This is a genomic window from Oceanicaulis sp. HTCC2633 (assembly GCF_000152745.1).
In the GTDB taxonomy this organism is placed as follows: domain Bacteria; phylum Pseudomonadota; class Alphaproteobacteria; order Caulobacterales; family Maricaulaceae; genus Oceanicaulis.
Genome location: NZ_CH672428.1, coordinates 2,769,366 through 2,793,066, shown reverse-complemented (window position 1 = coordinate 2,793,066; position 23,701 = coordinate 2,769,366). Strand labels below are relative to the sequence as shown.

Sequence of the window (23,701 nt, the reverse complement as noted above, 5' to 3'; positions counted from 1 at the left end):
GCCCCGCCCGCTCAGCCTTCCTGACTGACGGACGGGCCCTCTCGAAACGCTTTTGAGGGGATGAGAATCCGGGCACTCAAACCCAGGGCGAGGCGCAGAAGCGCCAGGCCCGTTAACCTTACCAGAACGGGCCTTTTCCATGGCTGACGCCAACGCCTCCACCCCAAGCGGGATTGACTTCGCCCAGATCGCCCGGCGGCTGGCGCGGGGCGATATCGCAATGGGTCTGGGGGTTCTGGGCCTTCTGGTCATGCTGATCCTGCCTTTGCCCAAGGCGCTTCTGGACGTGATGCTGGCGGTGTCGGTGAGCTTTTCCGTGCTCATCCTGATGACGGCGCTGTTCATCAAGTCCCCGCTCGAATTCACCGCCTTCCCGGCCATCCTGCTGGTGGCGACCATGCTCCGGCTGGGGCTGAACGTGGCCTCCACCCGCCTGATCCTGTCTGAAGGGCAAAGCGGCACGGCGGCGGCGGGCGACATCATCGAAGCCTTCGGCAGTTTCGTGATGCAGGGCAATTTCGTCATCGGGATCATCGTGTTCATCATCCTGGTGATCGTGAACTTCGTCGTCATCACCAAGGGTTCGGGCCGGATCGCGGAAGTCGCCGCCCGCTTCACCCTGGACGCCATGCCCGGCAAGCAGATGGCGATTGACGCCGACCTGTCCTCGGGCCTGATCAACGAGGATGAAGCCCGCAAGCGCCGCAAGGAGCTTGAAGAGCAATCGAACTTCTTCGGGGCCATGGACGGCGCCAGCAAGTTCGTGCGCGGCGACGCCATGGCGGGCATCCTGATCACCTCCATCAACCTCATTGGCGGCATGATCATCGGCGTCGCCCAGTCGGGCATGGATTTCGGCTCGGCGGCGAACACCTTCTCGACGCTGACCATCGGCGACGGTCTGGTCTCCCAGATCCCGGCGCTGATCGTGTCGCTGGCCGCCGGCCTTCTCGTCTCCAAGGCGGGGGTGGACGGTGCAGCGGAAGAAGCCGTGTTCGGCCAGCTTTCGGCCAACCCCGCCGCCATGGGCATGGTGGCGGGCACCTCGCTGGCCATCGGCCTGCTGCCCGGCATGCCGCTGATCCCGTTCGGCCTGATGGCGGCCGGGGCCGGCGCCCTTGCCTGGACCAGCGCCCAGCGACGCGAGAAAGCCGTGGAGACCGAAGCGCGCGAAGCCCTGGCCGAGGAAGAGGCCGCGGCCCAGGGACCCGATCCGACGGATGCGCCGATCGAGGACACCCTGCATATCGACGAGCTGAAGATCGAGCTGGGCTACGCGCTCCTGCCGCTCATCAACGATGTGGAGGGGCGCCGCCTGACCGATCAGATCAAGGCGCTGCGCCGCAATCTCGCCCAGGACAGCGGCTTCGTGCTGCCGAGCGTTCGCATCGTCGACAACATGCAGATGCCCGGCGAGCAATACGTGCTGCGCGTGAAGGAGATGGAGGCCGGCGTCGGCGAGCTGAAGATCAACCAGATCCTCGCCATGAACCCGTCCGGCGCCCAGGTCGAACTGCCCGGAACCCACGTCAAGGAGCCGGCCTTCGGCCTGCCCGCCACCTGGATTGATGAGAGCAATCGCGAGGAAGCCACCTTCCGCGGCTATACGCTGGTGGACCCGGCGGCCGTGCTGGTCACGCATCTGACCGAAATCCTGCGCGACAACATGGCCGAGCTTCTGAGCTATTCGGAAACCGAGAAGCTGCTCGACGCCCTGTCGCCCCAGCATCGCAAGCTGGTGGACGAGATCACCCCGGGCCAGATCACCCGCGCCGGCATCCAGCGCGTTCTGCAGAACCTGCTCAAGGAGCGCGTCTCGATCCGCGACCTCGCCGCCATCATCGAGGGCATTGCCGAGGCGTCCGGCGCGACCAACAATCTCGACGCCATGACCGAGCATGTGCGCACGCGTCTGGCGCGTCAGATCTGCTACGCCAATCGCGGCCCGGACGGCAATCTGCCGGTCCTGTCGCTGAGCCCGCAATGGGAGCAGGCCTTCGCCGAAGCCCTGATCGGGGATGGCGAACGTCGCCAGCTGGCGCTCGCGCCCAGCAAGCTGCGCGAGTTTGTCGAGGTTGTGCGCGCCGCCTTTGACCGGGCGGGGATGAGCGGAGATGTCCCGGTGCTGCTGACCAGCCCGCATGTGCGCCCCTATGTGCGCTCGCTGACCGAACGCTTCCGCCCGCAAACCGTGGTCATGAGCCAGAACGAAATTCACCCCAGCGCCCGGCTCAAGACCGTCGGGCAGGTCTAGACCTGTAGAGGAGAGATGGCGCGATGCGCCTGCGCACCTACACCGGAGACAGCCTCAGCACCGTCATGGCGCAAGTGCGCCGTGAGCTGGGGCCTGATGCGGTGATCATCTCCACGACCGATTCCCCCGAAGGCGGGGTGCAGGTGCGCGCGGCGGCCGAGCGCGGCGCCGTGCAGCCCAGGGCTGAAACCCCGGAAGCGGCGCTGGCCAAGCGGGAAAAGGCGCGCATCACGGCGCGCGGCGAGGCGGATGAAGGCCTGACCCGGATTGCGCGCGCGCTCGGCTGGCACCTGCCGCCCGAACGCGCCTCGGAGGCCCTGATGGACAGCGCGATGGCGCTGGAGGACGGTGAAGCCACCGCCACGCTCGCCCGGGCGCTCGACCAGCGCTATGGCGTGCATCCGCTCGAACCCGATCCCGGTCGCCCTGTGCTGCTGGCGGGACCGCCAGGTTCCGGCAAGTCCTCCGCCATCGCCAAGCTGGCCGCGCGCGCCGTCGCCCAGGGCCATGCCCCGGTCCTGGTCAGCGCGGACTCCCGGGCCGGCGCGGCCGAGCAGATGACCGCCTATGCCGATGCGCTGGACCTGCCGCTGGAGTGCGTCACAGGGCCCAGAGAGCTGCGCTCCGTGCTGGAAGGCCTGCCGGCCGGCCCGGTGCTGATCGATGTGGCCGGACTCAATCCGTTTGATCTTGATCAGCTCGATGATCTCGCCGCCCTGGCGGATGCGTCTGACGGGGAAATCGTTGCGGTGCTGGACGCCGGCATGACGCCGGGCGACGCCGAAGATGCGGCGGCTTTGTTCAGCTCGATCGGCGCCGGCCGCGTCATCGCCACCAAGCTTGATATCGCGCGACGCCTGGGCGCGCTTCTGGCGTTCGGCGAGGCGGGGCTCGCCTATGCGCAGATTTCCGCCTCCCCCTATATCGGCGACGGTCTCGCGCCCGCCACCGCGCTACGCCTGTCCAGACTGCTACTGGAAGACCCCGGAGAGGAGCTCCCGGCATGACGAATTTCGCTACAGACGCCGGCATGGCCCTGAGCGCGCCCCGTCGCGCCGGGCCGCTGTTGGCCATTGCGTCCGGCAAGGGCGGGGTGGGCAAGACCACGCTCGCCATCGCCATGGCTCATGCCTTTTCCAGGCGGGGCCAGCGCACGCTGCTGGTGGACGCCGATCTGGGGATGGCCAATGTGGACGTCCAGCTGGGCGTCAGCGCAGTCAGCGATCTCGCTTCGGTCGTGGCGGGCGATCTCAGCCTTGCCGAAGCGGTGAATTCAGCGGGCGAGGACAGTTTCGACCTGATCGCCGGACCGTCAGGCTCCGCCGCCCTCGCCGGGCTGGATCTTGAGAACGTCAACCGGCTGGCGGCGGGCGTCACCGCCGCCTCCATGGCCTATGACCGCACCCTGATCGACCTGGCCGCCGGAGCCGAGCGCTCCACCATTCGCCTCGCCGCCGCAGCCGATGACGTGATCGTCGTGCTCAATGATGAACCGACCTCGCTGACTGACGCCTACGCCTTCGTGAAGACCCTGCGCATGCGTGACGAGGGCGCCAGCCCGTTCGTGGTGGTCAACAATGCGCCCGATCACGCCTCCGCGCAGGCCGCGTATGCGGGCTTCGCCAAGACCTGTGAGAGCTTTCTGGGCTTCCGTCCGCCGCTGGCCGGCATTGTGCGGCGCGACCCGCATGTGCCCCAGGCGATTCGCGCCCAGGTCATGCTGGAGAAACGCTATCCCGCCTGTGACGCCGCCTCTGACATCGGCAAGCTCGTCAGGGCTCTGGAGCATGGCGTTCCGGTCAAGTAGACTGGCCGGGCCCTGGGGGGCGCGAGACGATAGGACCTCGACAAGAGGCCGGAACACGGGGGGTGCGCATGGCGGGCAATGACGCCTGGAGCCTGTTATGGGCGGGTTTCACATTCTTTGATCTGTCCTTCATCCTGATGGCGGGAATCGTGGCGGCGCTGGCCATGCGCCGCTGGGGACAGCTGACCGCCGCCGCCCTGATCGCCTACGCCGTGGACGTGCTGCTGCGCTTCACTCTGGAATTCATGAGCGCGGGCGACATGCCGGCCAATTTCGCCATGGACCTGGCCTTTGCCCGCATGGACATGCACGCCCTGTCCGCCATGCTGCGCCCCTTCCTCTATTTCGGGACCATCGCCATCCTGTTCGGGATCAAGAAACGCTATGGCGGCTAGCCCGTCTGCATCTGAAGCACGGCCAGCCTGCATCCTGATCTGAAAGCGGCGCCGCCAGGGCGCTGCGCCTGACAGGATCTCCGCATGCTTCACACTGCACTGACCGCCCTCGCCCTGCTCTACCCGCTCTCCGCTGATATTCAGATGGGGGGTGGCGAAACCGCCAATGCGCCAGCGCTTGATCAGCTGTGCGCATCACAGACCCGTCGCGAACTGGACCCGTCCGAGCTTCCGCTCGCTCAGACGAGCCATGTCCAGATCGATTGCGACGGCTATGTCTTCAGGAATGCGCCGCGCCGGGCGGAATTCGTGTTCGCGGACGACCGACTGACCCATGTCTGGATCTTGCTGGAGCCCGACGAGCTGGATGCGCTGGAAGCGGATCTCATCCAGGACCATGGCGCGCCCTCGGTCAGAACGGACAATTTTAGCGCCTTTTTCAATGCGCGGGCTGCGGTGCGGCGCGATGTTCCCGAAGCGCTCTACTATGCCGAAGAGGCCGCGCCGCTGTTTGAAGCCTTCTTCGGCGATCAGGGCTGATCCCAGCTTGCGAGCAAAAGAAAAAGGGCGCGTCCGGATGGACGCGCCCTTTTGATGTCAGCGATTGAAAGCCAAGGCCTAGTGGCCTTCGCCCTCGCCATGACCCTCTTCAGGCTGGGTCTCGGTCGGCGCCGTCTCATCGGTGGCCGCAGCAGGCTCAGCGCCCTCTTCAGCCATTGCAGCCTCGCCCTCCATCGGAGCGGCTTCAGCGTCCGCTGCTTCGGTCATGTCGCCCTCAGCCATATCCGCCTCTTCAGCCGGGGTCGCCAGCGGTTCGGGGAACGGCATGTCAGAGCTGCCTTGCTCATGAATGTAGGCGATCAGATTGATGCGGTCTTCCTGGTCGCGCAGGCCGGCGAAGCTCATCGCCGTGCCCGGGATATAGCGGCGCGGATTTTCCAGGAAGTTGTAGAGGTTCTCATAGTGCCAGTCCGACGTGGTCGTCGCATATTCCTGCATGGCGCCGGAATAGTTAAAGCCGTCCACGGCGGCCACGGCGCGACCCAGGACACCATAAAGGTGGGGGCCGGTGCCATCAGCCATGCCGGAATCAAATGTGTGGCAGCTGGCGCAGCGACGCGCGACGCGCTCACCGGCGCTCACATCGGCGCTGGCGAGCAGAAGACCGAAATCAACCGGTCCTTCTTCCTCTTCCTCGGCGGCGCCGGTGTTCTCCAGCGCGGCCAGGTCAACCGGGTAGCCATATTCCTCGGGCTGTTCGACATGGAACAAGCTGTCACCAAGAGTGGTCAGCCCCAGGACCACCAGAGCGATCGCCAGGAGAGCGGCAGCCAGCTTATTGAAGAAAAGAGAGCCCATGAGCGTCCTCACCGATCCCTACTGATACAAACGGAGTGTGGCGGTGTTTGGCACGCTCCGGCGAAAGAGGCAACCAGTTCACACCGCTTCGAAAGGTATTGCCCAGTTCAATCTGACAAGCGCGACAGGGCGTCGCAGGTCTCAGTCCGAACCGGCAGCGAGCCATCTTTCTATCAGCATACGCGCGATTGAGAAGTGCGATGGCATCATCCGGGCGATCTCGCTGTTGAAAAGCATGCGCACCTCGTCGCGCGTGAACCAGCGCGCATCCTCCAGATCATCATCGGGCACGACCTCGCCCGGTTCGACTTCGGCCATCAGACCGATCATCAGCTGGGAGGGAAACGGCCAGGGCTGGGTCGTGACATACTCCACCGAGGTCACCTTGAGGTGGACTTCCTCGGCCACTTCACGGGCGCAGGCCGCGTCCACGGTTTCGCCAGGCTCCATGAAGCCCGCGAGCGTGGAGTACATGCCTTCCGGCCAGTTGGGCTGGCGGCCGAGCACGCATTTGTCGCCTGCATGCACCAGCATGATCACGCTGGGATTGACCCGCGGGAAGTGCTCGGTCTGACAGGATGGACAGATCCGCTTGGACCCGGCATCCGCGCCCACAGTCTTCTCGCCGCAATTGGAGCAGAAGGCATGCTCGCGATGCCACATCAGGAGCGAGCGGGCGCGCCCGAACGTGCTGGCGAGCTCTGGCGGGGCGTGAATGGCCGATTGTCGGAAGTCGGGGCCTTTCTCGGCCACGCCCTTTTCCACCGCGCCGGCGAACCAGGGCGCGCCATCCAGCAGGCCCAGGAATATAAGCCCCGGCGATTTGAGCGGCAGGCGCGCAGCGTATTTGGCGCGCATGATCAGGGGCGCGCCCTGCTCATCCATGGCCAGATCCCCGCCTGCAAACAGGACAGCCTGCGCCTTGCGGTCCGCAAGCTGGCTTTCGATCCAGTCCGGATCAGACCGGAGCAATCCCGCGTGATCGAGCGCGGCGTCGGTGAACGTCAGTTTCATGTCCCGCGTTCTAGCGCGCATCGGGGGGCGGACGCCAGAGAGAAACGACCTCACGCCTCGCTCGCTATCGTGTGAAAACCTGTTGATCAATCAGTCTCTTTTCAGCTTCCGCTCCCTCCCCCATTTGCGGGTCGTCGCATTGACCGGCGTCGCAATTCGCTGCGCCGCCCCCCAAGGATGGAGCCTTCCATGACCGATTTTAATCTCTACGACGAAACCAACGCCCCGGAAGCGGCGCGTCCGGTGCTGGCGACCGCCAAGAGCGCCTTCGGCTTTGTGCCGAACCTTCTGGGCACGCTCTCTGAAAGCCCGGCGGCGGCTGAAGCCTATCTGACCCTTGCCGGCATTGTGGACAAGACAAGCCTCTCCCCGGCCGAGCGTCAGATCGTGCTTCTGTCCGTGTCCTATGAGAACACCTGTCATTACTGCATGGCCGCGCACTCCACGCTGGCTGGCGGCGCGGGCGTTGACGCCGCGACCCTGACCGCCCTGCGCAATGGCGCGCCGCTGCCCGACGCCCGGCAGGAAGCCCTGGCCCGCTTCACCCGCACCCTGGTGCGCGAGCGCGGCTATGCCAGCGACGCCGAGATCAAGGCCTTCCTGGACGCCGGCTATACCAAGGCGAACATCTTCGACGTCATCACCGCCACCGCGCTGAAGACGATCTCGAACTACGCCAACCACATTGCCGAAACCCCGGTCGATGCGCCTTTCCAGGCCCAGACCTGGGCGAAACCGGCCGCCGCCTGATCCTTGCCGACAGGTTAACGACCCCGGGCCATGACGGAATTCCGACGGCGTTTCGCCATGGCCCGGACACCCTTCGCCACGGCTTGGCCACAATGCGTCGCAGAACTGCAACACTGCGTTTTTACTGACATTTTTCGCAGCACAAGCAGGCTTGCGAACCCTGATCTCCGGGCACAACTCTCAGCGCGGGCTGGGGCTCGAACCAGAACCCTCAAGCGTCACAGAAAGACAAAAACCATGCAAAAGACGATCCTCCTCTCCACCGCCGCCGCCCTGCTGATCGCTGGCGGCGCTTCCGCGCAAGAGTCCAAATGGAATATCGGCGCCGGCTACACCTATTTCGACGCCTCTGACGTCGAACTGGACGTCATCAACGTCCGCGGCGGCTATGACTTCACCCCGTATTTCGGCCTTGAAGGCGAGCTTCTGGTCGGCCTGGAAGACGAAGACCTCTCCGTCGCCGGCGTGCCGGCGGAAGTCGGCCTCGACTATGGCCTGGGCATCTACGCCAAGGCGCAATATCCGCTGGCCGAGCAAGTCTCCGTCTACGGCCGTCTGGGCTATGCCTATCACGAGTTCGACGCCTCTGTCGCAACCGTGAACCTGGACGACAGCTCGGACGCCTTCGCCTTCGGCGGCGGTCTGGAATGGACCGTGTCCGGCCCGAACGCGGTGCGTCTGGACTACACCCGTTACGAATATGATGGCGACGGCGACGCAGACGCCTTCTCCATCAACTATGTGCGTCGCTTCTAGGCGATCGCCATATCGGCATGAGAAACGGGCGCGGCCATGGCCGCGCCCGTTTTGTTTGCGCCCAGAGTCAGACGCCCGGATACGAGCGCACCTCTTCACCCTCTTCAAACCCGCGCACGGGTCTTTCTTCCTGGCGACGGGCTGCGGGTGCGGCATGGCGCCCTCACCCCCTCAGGGGGGCTGGACAAATCGGCGCCTCTTTCTGAAAATGCGAATTGTTCGCAATAAGGAGAGTCGCCATGACCTGCGCCGTCGTAGAATTTCCCGCCTCAAGGACAGAGGCGTGCGCCCCGTCCGTCACCGACTGGCTCGACAGTCAGGCGCGGGTCATAGAGATCTGGATTGATCGTCTGGTGGCGACAGGCGGCGATGTCGGGCTGATCGCAGTGCTCGATCAGCACGCCGCCTTCCTGCGTGATGCGCTTGAGCGCAGCGCGGCCGGCGAAACCGTCTAGGCGGCCGAGCTGATCAGCTCGGCGTAGAAGTCGTTCTCAAAATCGGCGTTGGCCGCGAGACCGTCACGGCCGCTCAGCTTCACGGCGTCGCGAAAGGCGGAATAGATCAGCCGGTCAGACAGGCTCATCTCCCGCTCGGCGTCGCCATTGGCGCGGATACGCGCCCAGCGCCAGATCGCCAGCTTGAGGGCGATTCCGGACCAGTCATCCGCTTTCTGCGCGCTGACGGCCGGCAGCAAATGGACAAGGTCGGGGTTTTCACCCTCGGTTTTCATCTGTTTGAGCTGCTCGAAGACAAATTCTATGAATTCAGAGTCGTTCACACACACACTCCGTCTGGGGTTGAACGGCGTTCAAACACCGAAGCGCGGGGTATAGTTAAAATTGAATAGGGGTCACGTCGCGTAATTCAGGGACAAACAAGGGCAAGGCTGCCTTATTTTTCCTTATTGTCGCCTTGCTGACGAGAACGCCTCTGAAACGCTGCAACTAAAACGTTATCAATCCGACCCTTAGCGCTTTCAGCACGGCCGCGATCCGGTTGGAGGCATTCAGCTTCACAAAGGCGCGCCGCATGATCGTATCCACAGTGTGAGGCGAAACACCCAGTATCGCAGCGATGACTGCGTTACTTTTGCCACGGGCGAGCCATTGCAGGATCTCAACCTCGCGTTCGGAGAGGTGCGGCGGCGCCGGAGCATCGTAATCACGCAGCATGATCGTCCGGCTATAAAGCTCCTGGCACCCCAGCTGCAGCATCCGCAGCTGGATGGCTGTGAGGTTGAACGCCCCGGAGAACCGCCCGCACGCGACAAAAGCTGCAAGGCCGTACGGGCCGAACACCGGAATGGTGAAACCGTCCACGAACCCGGACTGGCGAAGCAGTTCAAACAGGCGCTGGCTGAACCGGGTTCCCGGCGTGGTCTGTTCCACATCGAACCAGAATTGCGGCTGCAAGGCCGTGGCGGCCCTACTGGTCACCGGATCGTGGTCATACAAACGCTCCTCGAAATAGACATCCTGCATGGCTTCGGGGAAAGTATTGTATTCGAAGTCAAAGGAGGTGTCGGCTGCATCAAACGGGCTGGGCAGCACCTGATAGCCGAAGGCTTCAACGCCAAACGTCTCAACGAAGGCCTTGAACGCATGACACAAGGCTTCATTGCTGTCTGAGTCAGCGCTCTGCTCCAGAAAGCTAAGGAGCGTCTCGGCCATCTCTTTCCCCGTTTCTGGGAAAAGTGGAACACCGCTCCAGCGAATTGGCAAGCGAAAGCGGACCCGCTTCAATAAATTCAGTTGGTTAATTCGCTTCCCTTGAATCCTGATCGGGCTCACCCTGTCAGAGGGAGGGCGCTCAATGGCGCTCCACCGCCCCGGTTCACAGAACTGTGGACACCTGCGGGCCCGCCTTGCGTTTCAGCCCCTCAATCGCGATATTAGCCGAAGGAAGGCCGGCGGCGGACGAGCCCCTCGCCAACCCGGTCAGGTCCGGAAGGAAGCAGCCGTAACGAGTTTCGGTTCGGGTCGCCGTCCGGTCTTCCGCCGTCTTCCGCGTCAGTTCATCTCCCGCAGCACCCCGATCAAGGGCGCGCGGCCCCGCGCGAAGGACACGCTCCTGTGATGGATGATCCCCACTCCGACGCGCCTGAGTCTGACGCCCATGAGGCCTATGACGGCCCGGCTCTGCCCGGTCTCGAGCCTGAAGCGCCCAGGGATTCGGGGTATCAGGTGCTGGCGCGCAAATACCGCCCGCAAACCTTTGACGACCTGATCGGCCAGGAGCCGATGGTGCGCACGCTGACCAATGCGTTCGCCTCGGGCCGGATCGCCCATGCCTACATGATGACCGGCGTGCGCGGGGTGGGCAAAACCACCACCGCGCGCCTGATCGCCCGCGCGCTCAATTACGAGACCGACGAGGTCCACCAGCCCTCCATCAGGCTCACCCCGCCGGGCCGGCATTGCGACGCCATTGCGCGCTCGGCCCATGTGGATGTGATGGAGATGGACGCCGCGAGCCGCACCGGCATTTCCGACATCCGCGAGATTCTCGACGGGGTGCGCTATGCGCCGGTCAGCGCACGCTACAAGGTCTACATCATCGACGAAGTGCACATGCTGTCGACCTCGGCCTTCAACGCGCTTCTGAAAACGCTCGAGGAACCGCCCGAGCATGTGAAGTTCATCTTCGCCACCACCGAAATCCGCAAGGTGCCCGTCACCGTGCTGTCGCGTTGCCAGCGCTTTGACCTCAAGCGTGTGGATCGCGACGTGCTCACCGATCATCTGGCGCGCATCTGCGAGAAGGAGAACGCCAGCGTCGAATGCGACGGCCTCGCCGCAATCGCCCGCGCCGCCGAAGGCTCGGTGCGCGATGCGCTGTCGCTTCTGGATCAGGCGATCGTTCAGGCCGATGCCGGCCAGAGCGTCACCGCCGACCAGATCCGCGACATGCTGGGTCTTGCGGACCGCTCCCGCGTGCTCGACCTTCTCGAAGCCGCGCTCGAAAACCGCGCCAAGGATGCGCTCGACGAGCTGCGCCACCAGTATGATACCGGCGCGGACCCGCAAGTACTGATGCGTGATCTTCTCGATCATCTGCACGCGGTCAGCCGCATCAAGGCGGCGGGCCCGTCCGCCGATCTCGGCGAGGCGCAGGAGACCGTGGAGCGGCTGGCGAAGCTGGCCGAGGCCCATTCGCTCGCCTCGCTCGGTCGGTTGTGGAAGACCGCCCTCACCGGGCTTGAAGACGTGCGCAACGCGCCCGATCCGGTCTCGGCGGCGGAAATGGCGGTGATCCGGCTGATGGCCGCGGCCAGCCTGCCCAGTCCCGAAGACGCCGCTCGCCTGCTCGCCGGGGTCGCCGCCCCGTCAGGCGGTGGGGCAAACCCTAGCACCGGTCCGGGGGGCGCGCCGTCCGGACCGCAAGCGAGTTACGTTGCGCCCGAACCCGAATTTCACGGGCCCAAGGATCTTGATGCGCTCATCGCCCTGGTCGATGAGGCGCGCGATATCGGTCTGAAGCTCGATATCGAGCGCTGCTTCCGCCCGGTCTCGATCAAGCCTGGCGCCATCGTCTTTGAACCCACGCAAAACGCGCCCAGCAATCTGGGCGGGCGCATCGCCGCCTTCCTGCAGGAGCAGACCGGCGAGCGCTGGCTGGTGGATTCCAAGCCCAAATCCAAGGGCGGGGAGACGATCGCGGAACGTCGCGAGCGTCAGCACGAAGAACGCATGGACGCCGTGCGGCGCGATCCGGCCATGGTGAAGGCTCTGACCCTGTTTCCGGGCGCGGAAATCCTCACCGTTGACGACGCCGCCCCGCTTCCCACATCTGAAGACGAAGACGACACCACTGCGCGGCAGGAGACCTCCCGATGAAAGACCTAGGCGGGCTGATGAAAAAAGCCCAGGAAATGCAGGCCAAGATGACCGAGGCGCAACAACGCCTCGAAACGCTGGAAGTCACCGGCGAGGCTGGCGCGGGTCTGGTGAAACTCACGCTCACCGCCAAGGGCGAGATGCGCGGGCTGGAGATCGACAAATCCGTGATCGATCCTGAATATCCGGCCATGCTTGAAGACCTGATCAAGGCCGCCCATAACGACGCCAAGCGCAAGGCCGACCAGGCTCAGGCCGAGGCCATGAGCGAGGCCACCAAGGGCATGGGCCTGCCGCCGGGCATCGACCTGCCGTTCGGGACCAAGCCGGGGCCGTTCTAGGGGCTGACCGGAGGCGGTGCCTCACCCTTGGGCGATTTGAGGCTGAACAATCCCATCTCGTCAAAGATGCGCAATTCGCGCTCTGACAATCGGTCTGACGCCTTGTCCTTGGGGAATTCCCGGAGCGACTGGAAGACGTCGGCTTTCAGCTCGTCTTGGGTCAGGCGGTATCCCGCCACCCGGCCGGCTTCCTCGCCCGTCAGATACCGGCCCTTGAGACGATCGGCCGTGAAGACCAGCTCCAGATGGGCCAGGTTCCTGGATTGAACGATATCCATCTGATTGGAAGGGCGCGCCTCGACATCAAGATCCACCCGCCGGTCAGAGGCCTCCCAGTCGCCTATGAACTGGGACAGGGTCTCGCGGGCCATGGATTCATCATACTGATCTGACAGGATCGCTGTGATTCCGTCATGCGCCGGAACGAGGAAGCCCGCTCGAGCGGTCAGTCCATCCCCCACGGGAAAGACTTCCAGGCACTCGATCCTGTGGTGGCCGACATCAAAGACGAAGAGAAGATGGACGCGAGTCCAGTCCGCGCCCTGGGCGCGCACCATCATCTTGTAACATCCCCGATACTCATACGCCTTGGTCATCTCGTCAGACCGAACGGCGGCCGCTTCCCCATAGGCGAAGCGATAGGCGAAGCCGGACAGGACGCGGGAGTAGGCCGGCGCGCTCAGCTCCCGGATGGGGAACCCGTACTCGGCGTAGCCGGCCTGGCGCAGATAGCGCCCGACTGTCTGGCGAACCGTCTCACGCGAGAGAAGGGCTTCAAGCCCGACTCTGATCTCGGCCCGGGTCAGAGTGTCCGGAGTCCTTATGAATTCCGCGATCTGCTCGGGCAGGTTCCGGGCATATGGGCGATGAAGCCCGAAGACCTTGAGCAGTTTTTCAAACCAGCTCGGCTTGTGATCCGCCGTTTGCAAAGCCGCGCTCAGCCCGTTTTCCAGCGCCGCTCGATCCAGGAACCCGACCTCGCGCATGGCGAGAACCGCGTCTACCGCCGTATCCAGGAGTGATTTCGACATCCCTCATCCCCCAATGAGTGTGCCCGAAATAGGCCCAGCTCACCTGATGCGTGTCAAGACGACACGCTTGAATCCTCTCGCGCCTGATCACGATAGATCCGCGCGGTCTGCTAGCCGCTCCGGACCTATGGCTTTAGGGTGTCAGCGTGATTCCCTGCGTCGAGGCTTCCATGTCTGCCGGTCCTGAAATCGAGCGTCTGATCCAGCTCCTGTCCAAGCTGCCCGGGCTGGGGCCGCGCTCTGCAAGGCGCGCTTCGCTGTCGCTTCTGCAAAAGCGCGATCAGTTGATGAAGCCGCTGGCCGAAGCCATGGCGGACGCCGCGGACAAGATCAGCGCCTGCGCCGAATGCGGCAATCTGGACGTGACGGATCCGTGCTCGGTCTGCCGTGACCATCGCCGCGATGACAGCGTGATCTGTGTGGTCGAAACCGTGGGCGATCTGTGGGCGCTCGAACGCGCCGGGGCCTTCAAGGGCCGCTATCATGTGCTGGGCGGCGTGCTGTCCGCGCTCGACGGCGTGGGGCCGGAAGACCTGAATGTGGCCAAGTTGATCGAGCGGGCGAACCGTGAAGACGTCAAGGAGGTCATCCTGGCGCTCAACGCCACGGTCGATGGTCAGACCACGGCCCACTTCCTCGCCGACAAACTGGCCGAAGCGAGCGTGGACATCACCTCGCTGGCGCGCGGCGTGCCCGTCGGCGGGGAGCTCGATTATCTCGATGACGGCACGCTGACTGCGGCGTTCAGATCACGCCGCCCCGCCTGATCCTGGAGCCTTCATGACCCGTCGCACGACCCATCCCGCCGGAACTGTCACACGCATCACGGTCCAGTCCAAGCTGTTGGAGGGCAATCTGCTGGGTGATCCGACCGAGCGGGTCATCGATGTCTATGTGCCCCACGGCCATGACGGGGCGGGCCTTCCGCTACTGGTCGATCTGGCGGGGTATACCGGCTCGGGGCTGAGCCATTCAGCGTGGAAGAATTTCGGCGAGAACCTGCCCGAACGGCTGGACCGGCTGATCGGGGACGGCGTGTTGGCGCCGGTGGTGGTGGCCATGCCCGATTGCTTTACCCGGCTGGGCGGCAACCAGTACATCAACTCCTCGGCCATGGGTCCGTGGGAGGACATCCTGATCACCGAGTTCGTGCCGGCCGTGGAAGCGCAATTCCAGTGCGGCGGCCGGGGCAGGCGCGGCGTCTTCGGCAAGAGTTCGGGCGGGTATGGCGCGATCGTCCACGCGCTCAAGCATAATGATTTCTGGTCCGCGGCGGCGTGTCATTCGGGCGATATGGCCTTCGAGCTGTGCTATGCGCGCGACTTTCCCGCTGCGCTGCGCGCCATCGCCAAACACGGCTCGGTCGAAGCCTTCATTGATCAGATCGAGACCAGCAACAAACCCAAGGGTGATGATATTCACGCCCTGATGTCGCTGGCCATGGCGGCGACCTATGACCCGGATCCCGGCCAGCCTTTCGGCGTGCGCCTGCCGGTGACGCTCGACACCTGCGAGCGCCTTGAGGACCTCTGGGCGAACTGGCTGGCCTGGGATCCGCTAACGCTGGTGGAGACCCATTTCGAGGGCCTCAAGGGGATGAAGGCGCTATTCATTGATTGCGGCGATGTGGACCAGTACGACCTGGTCTATGGCGCGCGTCGCTTGCACAGACGCCTTGAGGCGCTGGACGTCCCCCATCGCTATGAGGAATTCCCCGACACCCATTCCGGCATCGACTACCGCATGGATGTCAGCCTGCCCTGGCTGGCCAGGGCGCTGAGCTGATCAGGCCGTTCCGGGATAGAAGGTGTTCACCACCTGACCGACCTCGACGCGATTGCGTCCGCCGGACTTCGCCTGATAGAGCGCCCGGTCCGCCAGCTCGATCAGTTCATCCGGCGACAGGGCGTAGGAAAACAGCGGGGCCACCCCAAAGCTGGCGGTGATCTCGATATCCTCTCCATCCGGCGCAGTCAGCGTCAGGCGCTCGATGGCCCTGCGGCAGCGCTCTGCGGCGACCACGGCCTGATCCAGCGCACACTCGGTAAACAGGATGGCGAATTCCTCGCCGCCAATCCGGCCCAGCTTGGAGCCCGCGCGCAGTTCGTGCTTGCAGGTCGCGATGACATTGCGAATGACCTGATCACCGACAGCATGACCATAGGCGTCATTGATCCGCTTGAACCGGTCGATATCAAACAACGCGATACAGAGCAGATTGGAGTTCCGCGCGGCGCGCTGGATCTCTTCCTTCACCATCGAGACCCAGTGCCGACGCGCCATGACGCCTGTCAGCTGATCGCTGCCCGCCTGGATCCGCAGCTCAAGTTCATCCACGACAAGCCTTGCGAACTTGCGAAGAATTTTGAGTTCGTGATCTGAAAAATCTCGGGGCCGGACATCCATCGCGCACAGCGTGCCCACTTGGTATCCGTCCGGACTGACCAGCGGCACCCCGACATAGGCCCGCAAGTGCGGATCGCCAGTAACCAGCGGGTTGGCGCTGAAGCGGGGATCCTCGGTCGCATCGGGCACGACCATCGGCTCTTCCTGCTCGATCGCATAGCTGCAGAAGGCGATATCCCGCTCGGTTTCGCAGACCGCAAGTCCGCGCTTGGCCTTGAACCATTGTCGGTCCGCATCCACGAGGCTGACGGCGCAAATCGGAACTTCCAGAATATCCTCGACCAGTGAAACGACCGTCTCGAACGGGCGTTCAACCTCGGTATCCAGCACCTGGTATCGGCGCAAGGCGGCCAGCCGGCCGGTCTCGTCGCCCAGTTTCACCTTGCCCAGCAAGGGCGCCTCCATCCTCAACGGTCATGGCCAGAGCCAGCGCCAAGAATGGGGGATGCAGGTTTGATCAAGCTTTAATCAAGAGAACCGGATTGTGTCAGCCCAGACGGTAAATCCCGTTGATCGGCGCATAGTTGAACGCGATCCGCTTGGCGGCGCGGGACAGATTCTCCTTCACCGCCAGCATGTGATGGCCATTGGCGTGCAGCAGGGTCTCGGGGTCGGTCATCACCCCCACATGGCCCGGCCAGAAGACCAGATCCCCGCGTTGCAGTCCGCTGAAGGTCTCGGTGATTTCAATCGCGCGGCCGTGCTGTTTAGCCCAGGCTTCCTGAGGACCGGAATCGCGCGGGATGAAGCGGCCCGCCGCCTCCATGGCGCTCTGGATCAGACCCGAGCAATCCAGCCCCAGGCTTTCCTTGCCGCCCCACAGATAGGGCGCATGCTCGAAGCGTTCAGCCACGGCGACCCAGTCGGGCTCGACCGGTTCGCCAACCGCTCGCAAGTGATCCTCGAGGACCCAGCCCATCCGCTGGGCCTCAAGAAAACGGCCTTCGCGCCGGGCCCCCACGATCTTGGCGTTCATCGAGATGAGCGCCAGGGGTTCGCTCTTCATGTCAGGCTGGGCGTAGACATAGGTGCGCAGCGTCTTGACGGTATGGGTCGGGATCAGGGCCGGCTCCGCCAGATCATCCAGTTTCACCCAGCCCTCATAGCCGTCGAGCGTCGCCACGCCCTGCGCCCAGCCATCCACATGGTCATGGACGTGGAAGACTTCGCCCGCCAGCATCTGGGTCTCCCGCGCGCCCTCCCGCGAGGGAGATTTGCGCAGGGCCGTGACGCTGGCGATCACCTGGTAGGGTCTGGACGTCTCGCTCATGGCCCGAGCCTAACTCTTGAAGCGTGTTTTGAGATAGTCGAACACCGCGCGCCCCGCCAGCATCTCTCCGCCCTGCGGTCGGCCCGGACGAGCCGACGGCGTCCATCCGAAGATGTCAAAATGCGCCCATTCCTTCGCGTCAGAACCGAAGCGGCGCAGGAACAGGGCCGCGGTGATGGAGCCGGCGAACTTGCCATTGCCGGTCGAGCTGAGATCCGCGATCGGACTGTCCATCCACTCGTCATATCGGCTCCACAACGGCAGTCGCCAGACCGGGTCGTCAATGCGCCCCCCCGCTTCGAACACGCCGTCGGCGATCGCCTCCACATCCGTATAGAAGGGCGCAACATCCGGGCCCATCGCCACACGTGCGGCGCCGGTCAGCGTGGCCATGTCGATCAGAAGCTCCGGGTCGGATTCACACGCCTTCGTGATGGCGTCCGCCAGTACGAGCCGTCCTTCCGCATCGGTATTGCCGACCTCGACCGTCAGTCCCTTGCGGCTCTTGAGGATATCGCCCGGACGGAAGGCGTTGCCCGAGATGGCGTTCTCCACTGCAGGGATCAGCACATGCAGACGCACGGGCAGTTTCGCGTCCATGATCATGGAGGCGAGGCCCAGCACGGTGGCGGAACCGCCCATATCCTTCTTCATCAGGAGCATGCCGTCGGCCGGCTTGATGTCGAGACCGCCTGAATCAAAGCACACGCCTTTGCCCACCAGCGCCAGACGCGGATGGCGCTCATCGCCCCATTCAAACTCGATCAGGCGCGGGGCGTCGTCCGCCGCCCGCCCCACGGCGTGGATCATGGGATAGTTCTGCTCCAGCAGCTCATCGCCCGTGATGACGCTGACGCTCGCGCCATGGGCTTCAGCCAGCTCCCGCGCCGCCGCTTCAAGATCGGAGGGCAGCATGTCGCCGGCGGGCGTATTGATGAGATCACGGGTGAGGTAAACGCCGCGCGCCACACGCTCGGCTTCGGCCACATCACAGCCCTGCGGCGCCACAAGACGCGCCGGCGCCCGTTTGGGCGTCTTGTAGCGGGTGAACTGATAAGCGCCGAGGGCGAACGCAATGGCGGTCTGGGTGGCGTCCCAGCCCTTGGGCAGCCCGTCATAACTCCAGTCGCCTTCGGGCAGGGCCAGAGCCGCGCCGGCCGCCTCGAACGGGGATTGTGCTGTCCCGGCGCCGACCAGCGCATCAAGCCCGGCCTCACCCGGCAGCATCACGACCTGACCCGGCGCGCCTTCAAATCCGCTGGCCCGGGCGTGCGCCGCACTCGAATCGCTCAGTCGCTCAAGCTCGGCATCGAGATCAGCAAATGGCACAAGGCGCGCAGTACGGGCGAAGTCGGAAGGTGAAGCAAACAGGTCTGTCATAATACGTCTTTCACTCATGAACTTGCTGCGGACGCCCGGCCCCGCGTCGACGCCCGGACGGTGAACGCCCCGGAAACGTTAACGACTTCTTGACCGGCGCACAGGCACTCTCGCGACACTCAGATAGATACAGAGCGCCTGACAGCAAAAAGGTAGAGCATGGCCACCCCGTCTCCTGCAATCGCCCTACTGAGCATGAGCGCGTGCCTGCTGGCCCTGACGGGCTGCGCCACCCATGCCGACTTGCAGCCGACCGAACAGGAAGCGGAGCTCACCGAGACGCTTCAGGGCCGCTCGATCGCTCCGGCGACCGCGGCCGAACGCGAGGCCATTCACAATCAGGACCTGCTGACCCAGGCTGCGTTCTGGGCCGAGGCCTATGAACTCAACCCCGGCGACCGCGAAGCGGCGTTCGAGCTGTCGAGCGTCCTGCGGCAGCTGGGATCGACCCAGCGCGCCGCGGAAGTCTCCCGGCAGGCTCTGGCGCTCTACCCCGACGATCAGGACCTGCTCAGCGCCTACGGCATGGCGCTCACCGCCGATGGGCGCGGCGCCCAGGCGGTGGAATACCTGATGCGGGCGATGAACGCCGGAACGCCTGACTGGCGACTGGTGAACACGCTGGGCGTGGCGCTGGAACAGAGCGGCCGGCCCGATCAGGCGCGGGCGCGCTTCATGGAAGCGCTCGGGATGCAACCGGGCGAACCGGCGATCATGAACAATCTGGCGCTCTCTCATCTGCTGGCGGGCGAACCTGAACGCGCCGAAGCGGTGCTGCGCCAGGCCATGCAGAACATCTCCGCCGGCCCGGAAGTGCGCCAGAACCTCGCCATGGCGCTGGCCCTTCAAGGCCGGTTCGACGAGGCGCGGGAAATCGCTTTGATCGATTCCACGCGGGAAATGGCGGAAGCCAATCTTGATTACATCCGCAATCTGATGAGCAGCCCGCGCAGCTGGGACCAGCTGCGTCGTTCAGAAGCCCTGGGCGGTTAGGCGGAACTGGTCAGACGTCGTCCACATCCGGCGGCGGCGCCATCGGGGGAGGCGCAGTCTGCACTTCCTCCACCTTCTTCAGCGGAAAGCGCGTCTTCAGCCATTTGCTGACCATGATCTGGTCAAAGCGGAAATCCTCCGCCTCCTCGCGCAACTCCGCCGGCGCGCGGCCATCCTTGGACGCCTCGATCGCGCGATAGAGCGCATACAGGCGCAGATAGCCCTTGTCGTCCTTGCTCAGCGAGGTCTCATCCAGGCCCGCGCAGACTTCCAGCAGCTTGGCGTTGCCCGAACGGCGCTTGCCGCTGGCCAGCTCCACCACAGCCAGGGCGAGGGCCGGCTTCCAGCCGCCATCAGCGAATTTGAGCTTGCGCGGCACGGCGGACAATTCCTGGCGCGCCCGCGCCAGATCACCTTCCGCCAATGCGTCCAGGGCGTGTTCCGCCGCCTGATCAGCGATGCGGATCGCTTCACGACGCTTGGCCACAGCCTTTTCACCACCGAACATGCCTTGACGGCTCCCTCAGAACGCAACGCCCCAACCGGGTGCAGGGCGAAGGCGCCAGACTAGCTGGGCTTACATGTTTTGGAAACTGATCGCGGCGGGTCCGATGATCACGACGAACAGCACCGGCAGGAAGAACAGGATCATCGGAACCGTCAGCTTCGCCGGCAGGGCGGCGGCCTTTTTCTCGGCGTTGCTCATCCGCATGTCCCGGTTTTCCTTGGCCATGACCCGGAGCGCCTGCCCCAGCGGCGTGCCATAGCGCTCGGCCTGGATCAGCGCCGTCGCCACGGCCTTCACCCCCGGCAGATTGGTGCGCATGCCCAGATTCTCGAACGCGGCGCGCCGGTCCTGAAGATAGGCCAGCTCGGCATTGGTCAGCGACAGCTCTTCGGCCAGCTCCATCGAGTTCGTCCCGATCTCGGCGGCGACCTTGTGCAGGGCCGCTTCGATGGACATGCCCGCCTCCACGCAGATCAGCATGAGATCCAGCGAGTCCGGGAATGCCTGCATGATGGAATCGCGCCGCTTGGCGGCCTGGTTGGACAGATAGATGCCCGGCGCATAATAGCCCAGCACCGCCAGCACCATGACGATGGTCAGGCGCTGCATCACCGGCAGGCCGAAATCGTTGACGACCCAGAGATAGACAAAGCCCAGAAGACCCATGACCGGCGGGATGGCGAAGCGGGCGAAGTAGAAGGCGTAGACCGGCCCCTGCCCGCGATAGCCGGCCTGGATGAGCTTGGTCTTGAGGTTGGCGTCTTCCAGAAGCGTGGCGAGATTGAGTTTCTCCACCACCTTGCGATAGAGCGAGCGGGTATCCTTGCCGCGCAGCCCGCCCTTTTTCTCATTGGCGGATTTCTCAAGCTCTTCGCGCGCCTTGCGGCGCAGCTCCTCGCGGCGGTTGGCGACCGCCTTCATGCGCTTGTTGAGATTGTCCCCGCCCATGGCCGGGGCGGACAGCGTCCAGACCGTCGCGAAGACCAGACCTGCGGCGATCACGGCGAACAGATTGGCCGGGGTCACGATCCAGCGGATGAAATCGTCCATGGCCGCCCCCTACATCTTGAAATTGATCATGCTGCGCATGACCAGAATACCAGTGAGCATCCACACGCCCCCGCCCAGCAGCAGGAAGTGTCCCATGGGCGTGGTCAGGAGCGGCGTCATGTAATCGGGCGACATGATGGACACCATCACGCCCACCCCTGGCGGCAGCGAGCCGATGATCCAGGCCGAAGCCTTGGCTTCGGACGAGAGCGCGCTGACCTTCTCGCGCATCATCTTGCGCGCACGCAGGACCGCGGACAGGTTGTTGAGCGCTTCGGCGAGATTACCGCCGGTCTTTTGCTGGATCGCCAGCACAGTCGTGAAGAAGGACAGTTCGGGCAAGGGCATGCGACGATGCATGCGACGCATGCCTTCCTCGACATCGACCCCGACCGCCAGGCCTTCGACCAGAAGCTGGAACTCCTGTTTCACCGGGGCCTCGCCCTCCTGGGCGATGATCTTCAGCGTCTCGTTCAACGGCAGGCCGGACTTCACGCCGCGCACAATGATGTCGAGCGCATCGGCGAAATTCTCGGTGAACTTCTTCTGCCGTCCCTTGCGCATCATGCCCAGCACCCAGCGCGGCAGGCCCAGACCGGCGATGATGGCGGCGGCGACGGCGAACAGGATGTTCAGCCCGGTCACGACCACCATGAATGCGGCCACAAAGCCCAGTATGGCGGAGAAAATCCAGAACTGCGTGGGACCGGTCTTGAACAGACCCGCCTGATCCAGCCGCGCCCGCAGGGTCAGCGACTTCTTGCGCTCGGCTTTCTGGCTGTCCTCAAGCTCTTTGAGGCCTTCCTGGATCTGACGGCGTTTCTGGGCGGCGGCGTCCACCGCGCCCACCCGGCGACGCGTGCTCTGCACGGGTCCGCCGACAGCGCCTTCCAGGCGCGCCTTCCGCGCCTTGTCCGCACTGGAGCCCACAAAGACCCAGCCAAGGCCGGCGACCGCCATGAAGGCGCAGGCTGCTGCGACGAATAGGGCGAGATCAGGCGACATGGGACTAGGCCTCCGACGCGTCGAGCGCGGCGGCCAGCTGGGCGTCGAGACCGAAATAGCGCGCCCGCTCCCAGAAGTTCGGACGGGCGATGCCGGTGGAGACGTGACGGCCGGTGATGTCGCCGTTCTGATCCTCGCCGGTGATCTCGTACAGGAACAGGTCCTGGGTGATGATCACATCGCCTTCCATGCCCAGCACTTCGGTGATGTGGGTGATCTTGCGCGAGCCATCGCGCAGGCGGGCGGCCTGAATGATCACGTCGATCGAGCCCGAGATCATCTCGCGGATCGTCTTGGTGGGCAGGTTGTAGCCGCCCATGGTGATCATGGATTCAATCCGGCTCAGCGCCTCGCGCGGGGAGTTGGCGTGCAGCGTGCCCATCGAGCCGTCATGGCCGGTGTTCATCGCCTGCAGCAGGTCAAACGCCTCCGAGCCGCGCACCTCGCCCACGATGATCCGCTCGGGGCGCATCCGCAGACAGTTCTTCACCAGGTCGCGCATGGTGACCTGGCCCTGGCCTTCAAGGTTGGGCGGGCGGGTTTCAAGACGCACCACATGCGGCTGCTGCAGCTGCAATTCGGCCGCGTCCTCACAGGTGATGATGCGCTCATCCTCGCCAATGAAACCGGTCAGACAGTTCAGCAGCGTGGTCTTGCCCGAGCCCGTACCGCCCGAGATCAGCACATTCGCGCGGCAGGCGCCGATGATCTCCAGAATGCGCGCGCCTTCAGGCGAGATCGAGCCGAACTCCACGAGGTTCTGGAGCTTGAGCTTGTCCTTCTTGAACTTCCGGATGGTCAGCGTCGGCCCGTCCAGCGCCAGCGGCGGCGCGATGACGTTCACCCGGCTGCCGTCGGCGAGGCGCGCGTCACAGATCGGCGAGCTTTCATCCACGCGCCGCCCCACCTGGGACACGATGCGCTGGCAGATGTTCATCAGCTGGCCATTGTCGCGGAAGCGGATATTGGTCTTCTGGACCTTGCCCTTCACCTCGATGAACACGTCGCCCGCGCCATTGACCATGATGTCGGCGATGTCGTCGCGCTCCAGAAGCGGCTCGAGCGGGCCATAGCCCAGAACATCATTGCAGATGTCCTGAAGCAGCTGCTCCTGCTCGGCGATGGACATGGCCACGTTCTTGATCGAGATGATCTCGGTGACGATGTCGCGGATCTCGTCGCGCGCGGTTTCATTATCGAGACGCGCCAGCTGACCCAGATCGATGGTGTCGATCAGCGCGTTGAAGATCGTGGTCTTGACGGCATAGTACTCCGCCGACCGTTCGGCCCCGATATTGGCGAGCTGGGCGGCGGGTTTGGCCTTGATGGGCGCAGAGGCCGCCGCTTTAGGCCGGGTGGCGCTGGCGGCCGGCAAGACGGGGGCGGCGGCTGGCGCACTGGCCGGTTTGGCCGGAGCGGGGCTGGGCGCGGCCGGACGCGGCTTCGTCGCAACACCGCTTGCGCTGTCCTGGGACGGACGGGTCGCGCCGCCGCCGAACTGGCGGGGCGGGGTCTGCGTTCCGGTGGGGCGCTTTCCGAACATCGT

General features: G+C 64.4%; 25 protein-coding genes and 1 other RNA gene. 14 read left to right on the top strand and 12 right to left on the bottom strand.

Annotation, left to right across the window (positions count from 1 at the left end):
- Positions 1–139 precede the first annotated feature (139 nt).
- From flhA to OA2633_RS13100, 5 genes are all read left to right on the top strand, one after another.
- The gene (gene flhA, locus OA2633_RS13120) at positions 140–2,254 is read left to right on the top strand and encodes a flagellar biosynthesis protein FlhA (protein WP_009803051.1); all 2,115 of its coding nucleotides are present in this window, start codon (positions 140–142) and stop codon (positions 2,252–2,254) included.
- Between the two features lie 23 nt (positions 2,255–2,277).
- Positions 2,278–3,261, top strand: a complete 984-nt coding sequence (locus OA2633_RS13115; protein ID WP_009803050.1) for a flagellar biosynthesis protein FlhF — start codon at positions 2,278–2,280, stop codon at positions 3,259–3,261.
- Complete coding sequence (locus OA2633_RS13110) at positions 3,258–4,061, top strand: AAA family ATPase (RefSeq protein ID WP_009803049.1); 804 nt, start codon at positions 3,258–3,260, stop codon at positions 4,059–4,061. Before OA2633_RS13115 ends, OA2633_RS13110 begins: the two co-directional genes overlap by 4 nt.
- 68 nt (positions 4,062–4,129) lie before the next feature.
- Positions 4,130–4,456: a hypothetical protein gene (locus OA2633_RS13105; protein WP_009803048.1), complete on the top strand. Its 327-nt coding sequence runs from the start codon at positions 4,130–4,132 to the stop codon at positions 4,454–4,456.
- A gap of 84 nt (positions 4,457–4,540) precedes the next feature.
- Positions 4,541–4,996 (top strand): hypothetical protein, encoded by a 456-nt coding sequence (locus OA2633_RS13100; protein ID WP_009803047.1) that lies wholly within the window; start codon positions 4,541–4,543, stop codon positions 4,994–4,996.
- A 78-nt stretch (positions 4,997–5,074) separates the two neighbouring features.
- Here the strand turns inward: OA2633_RS13100 and OA2633_RS13095 are convergent, their stop codons facing one another.
- Both OA2633_RS13095 and nudC read right to left on the bottom strand, forming a co-directional pair.
- The gene (locus OA2633_RS13095) at positions 5,075–5,815 is read right to left on the bottom strand and encodes a cytochrome c family protein (protein WP_009803046.1); all 741 of its coding nucleotides are present in this window, start codon (positions 5,813–5,815) and stop codon (positions 5,075–5,077) included.
- A 141-nt stretch (positions 5,816–5,956) separates the two neighbouring features.
- A complete protein-coding gene (gene nudC / locus OA2633_RS13090) occupies positions 5,957–6,829 on the bottom strand; it encodes an NAD(+) diphosphatase (RefSeq protein ID WP_009803045.1) in 873 nt (290 codons plus the stop codon).
- 189 nt (positions 6,830–7,018) lie between these two features.
- Between nudC and OA2633_RS13085 the strand changes: the two genes are divergently transcribed.
- The 3 genes from OA2633_RS13085 to OA2633_RS13075 all read left to right on the top strand — a co-directional run bounded on the left by OA2633_RS13085 (position 7,019) and on the right by OA2633_RS13075 (position 8,790).
- Positions 7,019–7,579: a carboxymuconolactone decarboxylase family protein gene (locus OA2633_RS13085; RefSeq protein ID WP_009803044.1), complete on the top strand. Its 561-nt coding sequence runs from the start codon at positions 7,019–7,021 to the stop codon at positions 7,577–7,579.
- A gap of 237 nt (positions 7,580–7,816) precedes the next feature.
- Positions 7,817–8,335 carry a porin family protein gene (locus OA2633_RS13080; RefSeq protein ID WP_009803043.1) on the top strand — a complete coding sequence of 173 codons (519 nt, stop codon included), beginning with the start codon at positions 7,817–7,819 and terminating at the stop codon, positions 8,333–8,335.
- Between the two features lie 239 nt (positions 8,336–8,574).
- On the top strand, positions 8,575–8,790 hold the full coding sequence (locus OA2633_RS13075) for a hypothetical protein (RefSeq protein WP_009803042.1): 216 nt from the start codon (positions 8,575–8,577) through the stop codon (positions 8,788–8,790).
- On the opposite strand, the gene OA2633_RS13070 is transcribed toward OA2633_RS13075, so the two are convergent.
- Positions 8,787–9,113: a hypothetical protein gene (locus OA2633_RS13070; RefSeq protein WP_009803041.1), complete on the bottom strand. Its 327-nt coding sequence runs from the start codon at positions 9,111–9,113 to the stop codon at positions 8,787–8,789. The two genes, OA2633_RS13075 and OA2633_RS13070, sit on opposite strands and share 4 nt — an antisense overlap.
- Positions 9,114–9,279: 166 nt before the next feature.
- Positions 9,280–10,005, bottom strand: a complete 726-nt coding sequence (locus OA2633_RS15575; protein ID WP_009803040.1) for a LuxR family transcriptional regulator — start codon at positions 10,003–10,005, stop codon at positions 9,280–9,282.
- A 230-nt stretch (positions 10,006–10,235) separates the two neighbouring features.
- On the opposite strand from OA2633_RS15575, the gene ffs reads away from it, so the two are divergent.
- From ffs to OA2633_RS13055, 3 genes are all read left to right on the top strand, one after another.
- Positions 10,236–10,334, top strand: an RNA gene (gene ffs, locus OA2633_RS15920) — signal recognition particle sRNA small type.
- Positions 10,335–10,410: 76 nt separating this feature from the next.
- Entirely contained in the window at positions 10,411–12,171 is a 1,761-nt protein-coding gene (locus tag OA2633_RS13060; protein ID WP_009803039.1) for a DNA polymerase III subunit gamma/tau, read from the top strand.
- A complete protein-coding gene (locus OA2633_RS13055; RefSeq protein WP_009803038.1) occupies positions 12,168–12,512 on the top strand; it encodes a YbaB/EbfC family nucleoid-associated protein in 345 nt (114 codons plus the stop codon). Before OA2633_RS13060 ends, OA2633_RS13055 begins: the two co-directional genes overlap by 4 nt.
- Here OA2633_RS13055 and OA2633_RS13050 read toward each other — a convergent pair.
- Positions 12,509–13,543, bottom strand: a complete 1,035-nt coding sequence (locus OA2633_RS13050) for a hypothetical protein (protein WP_009803037.1) — start codon at positions 13,541–13,543, stop codon at positions 12,509–12,511. The genes OA2633_RS13055 and OA2633_RS13050 overlap by 4 nt on opposite strands.
- Before the next feature lie 170 nt (positions 13,544–13,713).
- On the opposite strand from OA2633_RS13050, the gene recR reads away from it, so the two are divergent.
- Positions 13,714–14,310, top strand: a complete 597-nt coding sequence (gene recR, locus OA2633_RS13045; RefSeq protein WP_009803036.1) for a recombination mediator RecR — start codon at positions 13,714–13,716, stop codon at positions 14,308–14,310.
- 13 nt (positions 14,311–14,323) lie between these two features.
- Positions 14,324–15,328 carry an alpha/beta hydrolase family protein gene (locus tag OA2633_RS13040; RefSeq protein WP_009803035.1) on the top strand — a complete coding sequence of 335 codons (1,005 nt, stop codon included), beginning with the start codon at positions 14,324–14,326 and terminating at the stop codon, positions 15,326–15,328.
- Here OA2633_RS13040 and OA2633_RS13035 read toward each other — a convergent pair whose 3' ends face one another.
- The 3 genes from OA2633_RS13035 to OA2633_RS13025 form a co-directional block, all read right to left on the bottom strand.
- Positions 15,329–16,354: a sensor domain-containing diguanylate cyclase gene (locus OA2633_RS13035; RefSeq protein WP_009803034.1), complete on the bottom strand. Its 1,026-nt coding sequence runs from the start codon at positions 16,352–16,354 to the stop codon at positions 15,329–15,331.
- An 82-nt stretch (positions 16,355–16,436) separates the two neighbouring features.
- Positions 16,437–17,219 carry an NlpC/P60 family protein gene (locus OA2633_RS13030; protein ID WP_009803033.1) on the bottom strand — a complete coding sequence of 261 codons (783 nt, stop codon included), beginning with the start codon at positions 17,217–17,219 and terminating at the stop codon, positions 16,437–16,439.
- Positions 17,220–17,228: 9 nt separating this feature from the next.
- Positions 17,229–18,599 (bottom strand): M17 family metallopeptidase, encoded by a 1,371-nt coding sequence (locus tag OA2633_RS13025; RefSeq protein WP_009803032.1) that lies wholly within the window; start codon positions 18,597–18,599, stop codon positions 17,229–17,231.
- Between the two features lie 159 nt (positions 18,600–18,758).
- On the opposite strand from OA2633_RS13025, the gene OA2633_RS13020 reads away from it, so the two are divergent.
- Entirely contained in the window at positions 18,759–19,592 is an 834-nt protein-coding gene (locus tag OA2633_RS13020; protein ID WP_040612726.1) for a tetratricopeptide repeat protein, read from the top strand.
- Positions 19,593–19,602: 10 nt separating this feature from the next.
- On the opposite strand, the gene OA2633_RS13015 is transcribed toward OA2633_RS13020, so the two are convergent.
- From OA2633_RS13015 to OA2633_RS13000, 4 genes are all read right to left on the bottom strand, one after another.
- A complete protein-coding gene (locus OA2633_RS13015) occupies positions 19,603–20,100 on the bottom strand; it encodes a hypothetical protein (protein WP_009803030.1) in 498 nt (165 codons plus the stop codon).
- A gap of 69 nt (positions 20,101–20,169) precedes the next feature.
- Entirely contained in the window at positions 20,170–21,150 is a 981-nt protein-coding gene (locus OA2633_RS13010) for a type II secretion system F family protein (protein WP_009803029.1), read from the bottom strand.
- Positions 21,151–21,159: 9 nt separating this feature from the next.
- Positions 21,160–22,155 carry a type II secretion system F family protein gene (locus OA2633_RS13005; protein WP_009803028.1) on the bottom strand — a complete coding sequence of 332 codons (996 nt, stop codon included), beginning with the start codon at positions 22,153–22,155 and terminating at the stop codon, positions 21,160–21,162.
- 4 nt (positions 22,156–22,159) lie between these two features.
- On the bottom strand, positions 22,160–23,698 hold the full coding sequence (locus tag OA2633_RS13000) for a CpaF family protein (protein WP_009803027.1): 1,539 nt from the start codon (positions 23,696–23,698) through the stop codon (positions 22,160–22,162).
- Positions 23,699–23,701: the final 3 nt, after the last annotated feature.